7 protein-coding genes are annotated in these 12,839 nt (G+C 49.3%); 4 read left to right on the top strand and 3 right to left on the bottom strand.

Features of this window, described 5'->3' with window-relative positions; genetic code table 11:
- Window positions 1–156: 156 nt before the first annotated feature.
- A complete protein-coding gene (locus tag VR7878_RS21375) occupies window positions 157–342 on the top strand; it encodes a hypothetical protein (protein ID WP_077335128.1) in 186 nt (61 codons plus the stop codon).
- A gap of 58 nt (window positions 343–400) precedes the next feature.
- Here VR7878_RS21375 and recD read toward each other — a convergent pair whose 3' ends face one another.
- The 3 genes from recD to recC all read right to left on the bottom strand — a co-directional run bounded on the left by recD (window position 401) and on the right by recC (window position 9,945).
- A complete protein-coding gene (gene recD, locus VR7878_RS08235; RefSeq protein WP_077335130.1) occupies window positions 401–2,500 on the bottom strand; it encodes an exodeoxyribonuclease V subunit alpha in 2,100 nt (699 codons plus the stop codon).
- Entirely contained in the window at window positions 2,497–6,120 is a 3,624-nt protein-coding gene (recB, locus tag VR7878_RS08240; RefSeq protein ID WP_077335132.1) for an exodeoxyribonuclease V subunit beta, read from the bottom strand. The genes recD and recB overlap by 4 nt, the downstream gene beginning before the upstream one ends.
- 321 nt (window positions 6,121–6,441) lie before the next feature.
- On the bottom strand, window positions 6,442–9,945 hold the full coding sequence (gene recC, locus VR7878_RS08245; RefSeq protein WP_077335134.1) for an exodeoxyribonuclease V subunit gamma: 3,504 nt from the start codon (window positions 9,943–9,945) through the stop codon (window positions 6,442–6,444).
- A gap of 137 nt (window positions 9,946–10,082) precedes the next feature.
- Between recC and VR7878_RS08250 the strand changes: the two genes are divergently transcribed.
- The 3 genes from VR7878_RS08250 to dapD all read left to right on the top strand — a co-directional run bounded on the left by VR7878_RS08250 (window position 10,083) and on the right by dapD (window position 12,606).
- Window positions 10,083–10,979, top strand: coding sequence for a LysR substrate-binding domain-containing protein (locus tag VR7878_RS08250; protein ID WP_077335136.1), 897 nt, complete (start codon window positions 10,083–10,085; stop codon window positions 10,977–10,979).
- Between the two features lie 67 nt (window positions 10,980–11,046).
- Entirely contained in the window at window positions 11,047–11,358 is a 312-nt protein-coding gene (locus VR7878_RS08255) for a YebG family protein (protein WP_077335138.1), read from the top strand.
- Between the two features lie 216 nt (window positions 11,359–11,574).
- A complete protein-coding gene (dapD, locus tag VR7878_RS08260; protein ID WP_077335140.1) occupies window positions 11,575–12,606 on the top strand; it encodes a 2,3,4,5-tetrahydropyridine-2,6-dicarboxylate N-succinyltransferase in 1,032 nt (343 codons plus the stop codon).
- The last annotated feature ends 233 nt before the right edge of the window (window positions 12,607–12,839 follow it).

Below are 12,839 nucleotides of genomic sequence, written 5' to 3' on the forward strand. Positions count from 1 at the left end.
TAACAAACTGCTTTACTCTATTTTTAAATTGTGTAAAATTCATCCAATCAATTGAGGGATACGATTTTTTGCAACATGGATCACAGTATTTACTCAAAATAAAAAGTAGTGCAAGGATGCTTTTAGTTACTAATTAGTCATTAAGAGCACAGAAATATGAGAACGGTTATTTGTAATTCACTCCAAAGCTTCTGGGACATGGGAGACCATCAGTTTTTAGAAGGTCATAACGTTCATTGCGTTTTTCCGATGAGTGAGCAAGTGAAAAACTTTATTCTGGAATGTCAGTCCCGCTATAAAATTCACACCATCACATTTACATCAAATCTTCAGGGCCAATAAATGGTCTTCACCAATGTGCAGGCTAATCCCAGTGTTGTTCCGGATTAGCCACAGCATGTCACTGAGCCATTTTTTCTCTTAAGCCACTCACCCGCTGTGTTTTTATCCTCACCGCAGCCTGCAAAATTTTGGGGGAAGTAAACAGTGCCAATTGTTTTCGCGCCCGAGTAATCCCGGTATAAACTAATTCACGCGTCAAAAGCGGCGTATGCTCCGGTGGTAACAGTAGCAATGTAAAATCAAATTCGCTTCCCTGTGACTTGTGAATCGTCATGGCATAAGCCGTTTCATGCTGAGGAATCCGACTCGGCAAAAAACCGCGCACATGGCCGTCAAATTGCTCAAAATAGACCTTCAGCCGTTCGTCTTGCGGATCGCGCATACAGATGCCGATATCCCCATTGTATAACTCAAGATGGTGATCATTCCGGGTGATCATCACCGGACGACCTTCGTACCACGGCTCATCACTGTTACGAATAAGTTGATGACGACTTAAAGCCCGCTCAATTCTCTGATTGACACCGGTAACACCAAAGTCACCGTCCCGAATCGCACACAATAATCGGCAGCGGTGAAATAAACGCAACACATATGCCGCTTTTTTCTCAGGAGGCGTGCCCGCATCAACTGCGGATGGATCCGTAATCGCGTGCAAATAATGAGCGTACTCCGCCACCAGTGTCTGTAACATCTGATGATAACTTTCGCTGTCCAGCCCATGAATTTGCACATCGGTGTAGCTTTGTTGAATCACCTGAAGCAACTGAGAAACATCCCCTGCATTGACGGCTTTAGCCAGTTGCCCGATCCCGGAACGCGCATGAAAACGGTAACTTTTCTGCAACAGACATAAACTGTCCGCCAATGCCGGTACATCTTGATGAGGGATGTGTGATTCAAATTGATATCCGGTTAATCGGGCTAACTGAGCCATTTGACTCCGGCTATACCCCAACGGCTGGAAAGCACAGATATCGCCTAATACCGCTCCGGCCTCGACAGACGCTAACTGATCCTTATCACCCAGAAGTACCAAACGGGCATGATCGGGTAATGCCGTGACTAATTTATACATCATCGGCAAATCAATCATCGATGCTTCATCAACCACCAGCAGATCGACATGGAGCGGATTGCGCTGATGGTGACGAAACTCCGCACTGTTCGGAATTGCCCCGAGTAACCGGTGCAATGTACTCGCCTGAGTCGGTATCAGCGCTTTCACCTCGGTAGAAATATTCAAGCGCTCCACCGCCTGCCCGATAGACTCAGTCAACCGTGCCGCGGCCTTTCCGGTCGGAGCAACCAATTTGATCACCAATTTTTTCTGCAACGAACGATTTTGACTCACCAGTGCCGCCAACAGCCGTGCCACCGTGGTTGTCTTCCCGGTGCCAGGCCCGCCGGAAATCACCGCAAAGCGCCGGCTCAACGCAATGGCTGCTGCCACTTTCTGCCAGTTGAGACATACCGATTCCGGCACCAAAGTATCTAACACTGAGATATCCGATGCTGAGAGTGCTGAACCATTTGATGCTTGCTGTAGCAAGTCATCAATCGACGTCCAGTCCAACGCTGATTCACGGACAATATCCAGATATTCACACACCAGACGCTGGCGCTCTCCCACCGATGCCACCTGCTGTAGTGCCTGAAATAAAGCGTCATAAGGACGGGGAAATAATTGATTCAACGTTTCAGCCAAATACTCGGTCTGTGCCGCATCGATCGAAACAGATGATGACAGCATCTGCAAACGCGACGCCAGCTGATGTTCATAAAACCAGTAACGCTGGAGATAAAGTCGCTTTCCGTCAAAAATCAGTGGCAGATAGCTACCCGGCTCACCGATCAATGGACAGCGTTTAATCACCGCGAACCAATCGATCAGTGCAACACAGTCTCTGACCGCGTGCAACTCAGCCACAGTATGGCCGAATAATAACGGCGCCAGCGCCACTCGTTCTTCATCATCGACCAGCGGTACACAAATGTGTCCCCGCCCCAGTTCATAACTGACTAATGCAGCTAACCAAGCCACCTCAGCCTGATCCTGTGAACACTGGTGAGCAATAAACCGGGCAAATTGTTGATCCAGCGGACGAATCACGCGTTTCTCAGCTAACAATTCCAGCGCCTGAGCCAATTGTGTCATAGATCAAGCTCCATCTGTCCTGCCTGTGTTGCACGCATATTGTCATCTTCTCCGGCAAAAAAACGGTCTAATGCATCAATCAGTGCAAACTTTGGCCGGTGGGCAAACACCCCCGATGATGTCTGGCCGTCCATGCCTCGCAAAAACAGATAATACACCCCGCCGAAGTGTTGCTCATAGGTATAATCCGCCAGACGACTCGCCAGAAAACGGTGCAGTGCCAGTGTATAAATTTGATACTGAACATCATACCGATGCTCAACCATGGCTGCGTCAAGGTGAGACGCGGCATAGTCGGCAGGCTGATTCCCCAAATGATTTGATTTCCAGTCCAGCACGTAGTACCGCCCCTGATATTCAAAGACCAGATCGATAAACCCTTTCAGCATCCCTTCGACTTGTGCAAAATCCAGCTCACCTGCCTGAGCGGACAAAACATCGTATCGTTTCAGAATCCGGTTCAACAACGGCGCACGTAATCGATCTATCGGTAACAGAAACTCCATTTCGACCAGACGCTGCGGTGCCGGAATATCTCCTAACCGTAATGCTTTCCCATTCAATGGTGCCTGTAAGACGTGCGTGAGCATTTTCTGTAATACCGGCAGCCAAGATTGATCAATTGTGGCCGAATCGAGCAAGGTTTGTATCACCGCCGTATTCGTCGGACTGTCCGGCGTCTCGGTAAATTCAATCTGCTCTAACAAACTGTGCAGGAATGTTCCGGCGGTTGCCCCTTTGGGAAAGGTGAAAATCGTCTGTTCTGCCGGGTCGGACAGCGCTTCATCCACTTCTCCGGCCGAATCGAGATCGAATCCCGGCACTTCCTGCGTGGCATCGAGAAAAGTCCCATGTCCGGACTGCTTGACCAGATTGGAATAACTGGTCATGCGCCAGGCCCGCTCAATCGGATGTTGTTTCTGCTGTGCCGTCAAGGTTTGTTGTGCTACACCAACCCGTGGCAAAGGTGACTCGGGAAGTTGTGGTGGTATGTCGATAACTGTGTGTCCGCCTTCATCACATTGCGAAACAATCCCCTGCTTCAACAGTGCAGCATCTCCGGGCTCCCCCTGTTGCAACAAATAACCGATTGCTGATAAATGAGCGCTGCTTGTCTTGCCTCGCCCTTTCAATGGCGCAATCCCGACATAACAACCATACACAGAACGGGTTAAAGCCACATACAACAAGCGTAAATCTTCAGCCAGCCGTTCTTTCTCCGCTTTGGCGAGCGCCTCTTCTTTACGGGTCATATCCAGTACAATGCGATCCTGTGTTTCATCGTAGTAACGCGCTTCTTTGGCCTCACGAAAACTCATAACAAACGGAAGAAACACCAGATCATACTCAAGCCCTTTCGACTTATGAATCGTGACAATTTGCACCAGATTTTTCTCCGACTCCAACCGCTGGATCGACGTTTCCGGATGACTCCCCTGCGCCACATCAATCATCGATTGAGTCAACCAGCGCAACAGACCATGGTCGCTTTCGATTTCAGCACCCGCTTGCTGTAACAGCTCACCGATGTGTAAATAGTCCGTCAATAGTCGCTCTCCCCCTTTCAGCGCAAGCCAGCGCTCAGCAAGATGACGCTGATAAAGCACTGCTCGCAACATTGGCAAAATGCCGCGTTCCGACCAGAGACTCCGATACTGACGAAACTCCTGCACCACTCGCTCCCATAACGATTCATTGCGATTTAATGCATCCAAATCCTGAATATCCAGTCCGAATAAGGGAGATGCCAGCGCAGCCCGTAACGGACGCTCCTGCTCCGGTGTCAACACGGCCTGTAACAATCGCTGAATATCTACCGCAATGTCACTGGCAAAAACACTCTCCCGGTTAGACAAATAGACACTGGCAATATCCTGACGAGCCAACGCTTCTTTGATACGTCGTCCTTCACGTCCCGTACGAACTAATACGGCGATATGTCCGGGCTCAATGTTTTTCTGTCCATTCTTGGTATAAAGGTGGCCTTCCCCATCCTGTGCAGCCTGTAGAATCGTTTGGATTTGCGCAGCAGTCGCATTGGCCATGACTTGTTCGTATTCACCTTTGGTCATGACGGCATCCGGTTCAACATCCTCCGGCCACCAGTAAGTCATGGCGGGTTGTGTCTGCTGATATAGTTGCCATTGGCGTTGCTGCGCCTCCGGCGGTGCTGCAACCTGAATAAACGGAATATCGGAATCGTGGAGAAAAGGACTGTCAGACGATGCAAACAATCGATTCACCGCATCGATCATCGACTGTCCGGAGCGCCAGTTGGTCGCCAGTGTAAAATGGGAACGTACCTGACGACGCGCTTTAATATAGGTGAAAATATCCGCTCCGCGGAACGCATAAATGGCTTGTTTCGGATCACCAATCATCAACAAGCCACAGTCCGGATGCGATGCATAAATGTGGCTGAAAATATGGTATTGCAACGGATCGGTATCCTGAAATTCATCAATCATTGCGACCGGGTATAGCATGCGAATACGCTGCGCTAACAGGCCTGAGGTATCAAGATCTAAAGCCGATGAAAGCTGAGATAATAAATCATCAAACGATAACCACTGCTGTTCAGACTTCGCTTTAGCCAGCAAATGACGGCAAGTTTCAATGGCATGGGCTTTCAACGGCGCTTCAATCGATACCGGGGTCGCAAGAAAGTTATCGATGATCTCAAATAACGGATGCTCCGGTGGTGTTCCGGTCGGTGTTTTCTCATACAATACTTGTTGCGAAAATCGGGATAACTGTTCGGGAACCCGGTAACTGTTGGTTTCCGACTCAGCCCATTGGGATACCTGCTCAATCCACTGTGGCCGGAATTTTTTAGTATAAACCCGCTTATTCACATCCGATTCGGCAATACATGCATCAATCTCAGACTGATACTGTCGCCATTGCGCCTTCATCTCGACGATACGCTGTAAATTATCACGGTGCAGTTGTTCAAGGCTGGCATCCATTGCGCTGACGGAAAGAGACAGCGGATGACCACTCAGATAAGAGCCGATTTGCGCAAGTAAATCATTCGGTGTCGGCCATAAGTTGCGGACTTCTGCGGCCAGCTCAACCGACAGCGGATAAAACTGTCGTCGCCAGTAATCCGCCACCACCTGAGCTTTGAGACGACTTTCATCGGTAATGAACTCGTGATGGAAACGGCTGCCGGATTCAAACGCATTCTGCACTAACATCCGCTGACAGAAGCCGTGAATGGTATAAACCGCCATCGTATCCATCTCCCGCTCTGCCTGAAGCAGAATGCCGGCAGCCTCATCATGGTCAGGGATTTCATCGAGAAATGATTGCAGCAACGGGTCATCACTATGATGTCGGGCAAATGCCAGCCGGGCTTCATGAATCCGGGTGCGGATCCGCCCTTTCAACTCTGCGGTCGCTGCTTCAGTAAATGTCACCACTAAAATTTGATCTACCCGCAACGGGGTAGCGTGTCGGTTCTGTGCGTCGCCATGCCCCAACAACAGACGCAAGTAGAGCCCGGCAATTGTAAATGTCTTTCCCGTCCCTGCGGATGCCTCAATCAAACGCATCCCATGCAACGGAAATCGCATCGGCTCCAGTGGAATCATCGCATCGGATGTGGTGTGACTCATAGCCGCTCTTCGCTCCAGATTAACGGTTGGTTCAGCATGATGGAGTGTGATCTAAATAATAGAATTGACATAAATCGACTCATGCGCTTCATACCTGACAAGAGAGTGGGATCTGATTCACGGATAACTAACTCTTTCATCATTACTATCTCGTTCCGAGTTGAACACCACTCTCAGATGGATGGCATGTCCGACTCACCGAATTGTGGTCCCTCTGACCTGTGGCCGTACAGCAAACACCCTACACAAAATAACGATTTTCTGGCGGCCACCCACTTCCCTCGATTGTTTCTCACGATGATATCAGTTGCATATTGCGTATCATGGTTCATCTGCATGGTCTTTCAACCACAGCATCGGTGGCTGTAAAATCTGGGCAGCATAAGCACGTGCCGATTGACATAAATCCTCTGACCACTGTGGCCAGACACGGGCAATATACGCATTTTGTCCCTCACCGCCAATAACGCTAAAATCGTTACCGATAAAAGCCTCTTGCATTTTTTTCACGGCTTTTTCTTCATCTTCATGCCATTCCCGCTGACGATTGAAACCCGCGTCAATACCAGCCAGCGCCACTTGCGGAAAATAAGCTAAAGGCTGATTCATTCCCTCGATGTAGAGACGGACGAACTCTTCCAGATAGGTTTGGGCTTGCTGGGCAGCGATTGGCGGATAGTAAAGATGCTGAACCCCATTTTTACGCTCATAACCGATAAGATGAGTCGGACAGGATTCACCCATCACCGCGACAGCAAGATGATCCAGCCATGCCGACAAATAATCCTGCGCCCGGATTCGCCCCACCCGATAACGCACCAGTCCGGACTGAAAATAACGGGTCACCCAACCAAGCAATTGAATAGGTCGATCAGCGCCTAAAACCGTGGTAGTGAGATTGAGCTCACAGTCGGGTTTCGGTTGCTGACACAGACTATCGATGACTTCTGTCAGCGCCAGTGCTTGCTCATAATTCTCCCGGAATTCAAGTTCCCCGAAAGCCCCGACCGGTAGTTGTCCTTGTGCCCGTTTCGCCTGAATAAAATAATCAACTTGCTGGGCTTGCGACAATTGCGTAGCCGAACTCGAATGACTTGTCTGCTCAGAATCAGCGCGACGCGCCTCAAGCAGGACAGCCACTAATTCATCCAGTAGTTGATAACGGGCCAGACCATTGAGTGAAAACGGCTCTTCATCTTGTAATGACACCAACTCATTTTCGAACCAAACCCGTAAGCGACGGTTGAAAAAATACTGAACGGGTAAACGCCAGAAACGCTGTAGTTCAACAAAGTCCAGTTCTAAAGGAAATGTCACATCCGCGAAAAAGTCGGGTAATGGTTCTCCCCCGGTCACCGGCGAAGGTGACTCACTCCCCGTCGCAGCCGGCAGCCACTCCCGGGCATAGCTACCGTGAGGGCCGGTAAATGCATCGGGACTATACGGCACCATCGGATGAGAAAAAGTCATGTGTTGTACCAGCCGCTCACCGGAAGTATCACTGGCAAGCGCCTGATCCCCGTCCAGACAGTAATTCTGATGGCAATACGCCACCAACTCACTCACCAGAACCGACGGTAAACTGATACTATTATCTTGCACCGAACGTCCGACATAACTGATATACAGACGCTCCCGGGCAGAGAGCAAGGCCTCCAGAAACAGATAACGGTCATCATCCCGGCGGGAACGATCCCCCGGGCGGGTCTGCTCGGTCATTAAATCAAACCCCTCGGCTGGCACCGTCCGGGGGTAAATACCATCATTCATCCCCAGCAAGCACACCACCCGGAAAGGAATCGAGCGCATTGGCATCAAGGTACAGAAGTTAACTTGTCCGGCTAAAAAACGCTGACTGACCCGGGCACTGGATAACTGCCCGGCAAGGTAGTGATATAAAATATCCGGCGCAACCGAATCCTCATAGTGAGCATCCTGCAACTGTTCCTGAAGGTGATTGAGTGTATCGCGAATGTGCTGAAAGCTAACTTCCTCTTCCACTGAAGCAACAAAAAAATCATCGAGCAAGTCATGCAATAACTCACGCCATGCAGTGACCGGCAACGTCTGTCGCAGTTGTCGGCGATAATCGCGAATCCGAGCGATAAATGCGGCCAATTTACCGGCCAGCTCAGCGTCGAGCCCCTGAATCTCGTTATACGGGGCGACATTGCGGTCGTCCAGTTCTAACATTGTTGCAGAATCAGACATGGCATAGCCGGCGAGCATCCGATCAATCCCGAACTCCCACGTGTTTTGTCGCGTCGGCGGTAAATCGAATTCGCTTGCCGTCTGCTCATTGAGTCCCCAACGAATTCCGGACGCCTCAACCCAACCTTTTGCCTGTAAAAATTCGGCTTCACTGATCTCAAAACGCGCCATCATGGCCGGGGTTTCCAACAATTCAAGCAACTCTGAAGCCAGACAACGGGAACTCGGTAGCTGAAGCAAGCGCATAAATGCCTGCAAAACCGGGGATTCTTGATCAGCTGTGCGATCCGAGATTGAAAAAGGAATATAACGTTCAGCGGCTGCATTGCCGAATACTGCTTCAATCACCGGGCTGTAAGTATTGATATCGGCAACCATCACAATCACATCACGGGGGTTGATCTCAGGATTGCGGTCAAACAGGGACAATAGTTCATCATGCAGCACTTCCACTTCCCGCAGCGGACTGTGGCACTGATGAATCGACAAAGAATCATCACCGTTGTCAATCTTCTGTTTATGCTCGCTGGACGTCAAAATCTGATCGTTCTGATGCTCTTCGAGGTGGAGGATGTCGGCCTGGATCTGGTGTAACAATGTATCCCGGGGTGTTTCAATAAAAAACTCGTGTTCTTCACTCTCGATCTGCGACAACAGATAAAGATTATCCCGCCCCAGTTTTCCCATCGATGCCAGCAAACTATTGCCCACCGCATGTTGCAAATGCAGTTCATCCTCAAGATTAGCGTCGATGCCTCCTTTTAACGGCGAACGTTCATCACCGGTAACCCATCGACCTTCCTGTAATATAATCTGCTTACGCTTCAGACTTGCGACACGGGCCAGATATTTTCGGTCACGAATTTCCCCCCAATAATGCTGACACGGATTGGTCAGCATCAGATGAACATCCGTCTGCTCACCCAATGCCTGCAACGCATCGAGATAACGGGGCGGCAGAGCCGTTATGCCAAAAATAAACAACCGCTTGGGCAGCACACCATCTGGAAGCGGCGTCTGCTGTAACTGTTCGATAAACTGTTGATACAAATTGCCACGATGGTAATGCGACTGTCCCAGCTGTTTGGTGTCCGCAAACAAACGTTGCCACAGTATCGGTTGCCACGGATGACGCTCAGTCAGAGATTCAATCGGTTGACCGGCTTCCCAACTTTCAATCCAGTCGGGGCGGTACACCAGGTAACCATCGAAAATATCGGCAATTTTTTCCGCCAGCTGAAACCGCTTCAATGCAGAATTTTCATCAGCCAGATACTGACGCAGCGGCATAAATTCCGCTTGGTCGAGCATTTCCGGTAACAGACGCATCAACTTCCAGGTCATGGCTTCTTTATTGAATGCGCTCCGCTTCGGCACACCCGGCAACACACTGGCAAACATCTCCCAGATAAATGTCGCCGGCAACGGAAAATCAATATTGGCGGTGACCCCCAGCTCCTGTGCCAGTGCCATTTTCAGCCACTGAGACATCCCCGGACTCTGAACCAAAATTTGCTCGGCTTCAAACGGGTGCGTCAATGGATCATTTTTAATCAAATGAACCAGCAGGATCTTGAGCGTATCAAGTTGATTTGAATGATAAACAGTAAACAAGCGTTATCCGGGTTGAGAAATCATCATTGCTGACTAGATTAGCATATTGCTTGCCAGCTTTCCCATGTCGGCGACTTGAATAAAAATATAAAATGTCGAAAGATGTAGGTCATCATTCGCTGAGAACTGAATCCCATATGCTCACTCATATCACCCTCCGGCAACTACACATTTTCACAGTGGTCACCCGGAATAATACCCTCACCGAAGCCGCAGAAGAGCTATTTCTGTCCAAAGCCGCCGTCAGTATGGCGCTCTCGGAGTTGGAAAAACAGTTGGGACATGCACTATTTGACCGGGTCAATCATCGACTGATTCTTAATCAAGAAGGCCGTAAACTGCTCCCTTTAGCCGATGAACTGTTAAACCGGGCCAATGCTATTCCCCGGCTGTTTGAGCATGAAAACCGGCTGCACGGACAGTTACGGATTGGTGCCAGTGATACCATCGGCAATCAAGTGGCGCCTTACCTGCTGAGTCATTTCCGGCAACAGTATCAGCACAGTACACAAACGTTATTTATTTCGAATTCCGCTCAAATTTGCCAAAAACTTGTCGATTACGAGCTGGATATTGCCCTGATTGAAGGAAAAACGTTACATCCGGCCTTAGTGTCCAAACAATTTAGTCAGGATGAAATGTGCATCATCTGTGCACCTGAACATCCGCTCACCCAAAAAACCAACGTTCGATTATCTGATTTTGAACATAGCCAGTGGTTGCTGCGCGAAGCGGGTTCCGGTTCCAGAGAATTCTTTCTCCGCACTATCGCACCACGTCTGGAAAGATGGTATGAAGCATTTGAACTCAATACCACCGAAGCTCTGATTAACAGCGTATCCGCCGGATTAGGCTTCGGCTGCCTGTCCCGGCTTGCGGCCAAAGCAGCTTTGCAGGACGGTCGAGTGGTCTCATTATCGGTTCCCTTAGACATGCGCCGGCGTTTCTGGTTACTGGTTCATAAAGAAAAATATCAGAACCCGCTTCTGAAATGCTTTATCCAGTTTTGCTTTGAATGGCGTCGTAATGGATAGACTTTTGACACCATTTACTGTATAAAATAACAGTATTTTATCATTCAACCAAAACAGAGGAATTACCATGGCTGTAATCGTCAAGTACGTGGTCGAGCGGAATGGAGAAGAAAAAATGACTTTTACCTCTAAAGCCGAGGCAGATGCTTATGACAAAATGCTCGATATGGCAGATGAATTGTTCACTTTACTCGGCAAGAGTGAATTACTGAGCAGTGAAGAAAAGCAAGAAGAGTTGGCAATGTATCTGGCACAAAATAAAGAAGAAGTGCTGTACGCCTTAGGCGCCAAGCGCAGACCGACACCGGCCAAACCCAAGTCAGAAAAGAAATCAGCCCCCAAAGCAGCGGCTACAGACTCTGATGATCAGGCAGCCTGATAAAAGAATTTCTTTATAGGGTGATATATCGCTAAAACGACAACTCATATCAATTGACAGACGTTCTGCGATTGAAGACTTTCATCCTGTTGAGTGGCTCTTTATGATGGCTCCATCTGATTTCAATACCCGCTTTCAATGCCCGCGTTGTTTACGCAGACCATGGCTCAAAATCATGGAGTTACGTAACAGCGTGATTCATCAACGGAGAAAACAATGGCTTATTTTGCACTAGCGCTTGGCACAGCAACGAAAAACCGTGACGGAAAAATTATCGAAGCATATTTTCCAACCCCGATTCTTAACCCGAGTGATGCTTTGGTTTCCCAATTGACCCCAATAGTCGACTATCAGGGGGGCAACGAAACATTTGAAATCACTCCGGCTCAGGCCGCGGAGCTGGCACAAGCGTTTCAGTCTCAGCAGGAAACCGCCAGTGCAGCGTTTGCCACGCAGGCAGCGTCATCTGAACAGCCGCTCGTCGGTGTGATTCTGGCAAGCGATGCTCAACCGCAAACCGTCGCAGAAGGGTTCCTGAAACTTCAGTTGATTTCACACCGTTTAGTTCAGCCTCACGGCACCGTACTGGATGGCATCTTCGGTCTGCTTCACAATATCGCCTGGACAAATGAAGGGCCGATTGACTTGCCGGAGCTCCCGGAACGCCAAATGGAAGCCCGTCTGGCTGGTCGCGTCCTCAGCGTTGACTGTGTCGATAAGTTTCCGAAGATGGTTGATTACGTTGTACCGGCAGGCGTTCGGATTGCGGATACCTCACGTGTTCGTTTGGGCGCGCATGTAGGCGAAGGCACCACGGTCATGCATGAAGGCTTTATTAACTTTAACGCCGGAACAACCGGTGTCAGCATGGTTGAAGGCCGGATTTCTGCGGGGGTTCTCGTCGGCAATGGTTCTGATATCGGTGGCGGCGCTTCAATCATGGGTACACTCTCCGGTGGCGGTAAAGTCGTTGTGTCTATCGGTGAAAATTCACTCCTCGGTGCCAATGCCGGGCTGGGTTTCCCGTTGGGCGATCGCTGCACGCTTGAATCGGGCTTATATGTCACCGCCGGAACCAAAGTTCAAATGCTGGATAAAGACGGCAACAAAGTTGAAGTGGTCAAAGCGCGTGATTTAGCCGGTGTTTCCGATCTGCTGTTCAGACGTAACTCTCAGACCGGACAGGTCGAGTGTCTCGCTAACAAGTCAGCGGTAGAACTCAATGATGAGCTCCACAGCAATAACTAAGCATGATTGATGAATTCATTGCATTTGAGTTCATCCTTCAATGTACAGAAAAGGCCGACATTATTTGTGTCGGCCTTTTCTGTTATGGCGCTGATGACTCATATCTGCATTCCCCTCTCATCAACGCTTCCGTATCTCTCGAACTTGTTCACAGTAGAAAATCTTAACCAGACAAGTGATGAACAACACTGACTTTTTCAGTAGAATCCGTGGCACTGATATAATGGTGGGTA

Source organism: Vibrio ruber DSM 16370 (genome assembly GCF_900163965.1).
GTDB lineage: Bacteria > Pseudomonadota > Gammaproteobacteria > Enterobacterales > Vibrionaceae > Vibrio > Vibrio ruber.

Coding starts and splice junctions, on each gene's coding strand:
- VR7878_RS08255 (WP_077335138.1), top strand. CDS start 11,047: ATGGCTGTAATCGTCAAGTACGTGGTCGAGCGGAATGGAGAAGAAAAA.
- dapD (WP_077335140.1), top strand. CDS start 11,575: ATGGCTTATTTTGCACTAGCGCTTGGCACAGCAACGAAAAACCGTGAC.
- VR7878_RS08250 (WP_077335136.1), top strand. CDS start 10,083: ATGCTCACTCATATCACCCTCCGGCAACTACACATTTTCACAGTGGTC.
- recB (WP_077335132.1), bottom strand. CDS start 6,120: ATGAGTCACACCACATCCGATGCGATGATTCCACTGGAGCCGATGCGA.
- VR7878_RS21375 (WP_077335128.1), top strand. CDS start 157: ATGAGAACGGTTATTTGTAATTCACTCCAAAGCTTCTGGGACATGGGA.
- recD (WP_077335130.1), bottom strand. CDS start 2,500: ATGACACAATTGGCTCAGGCGCTGGAATTGTTAGCTGAGAAACGCGTG.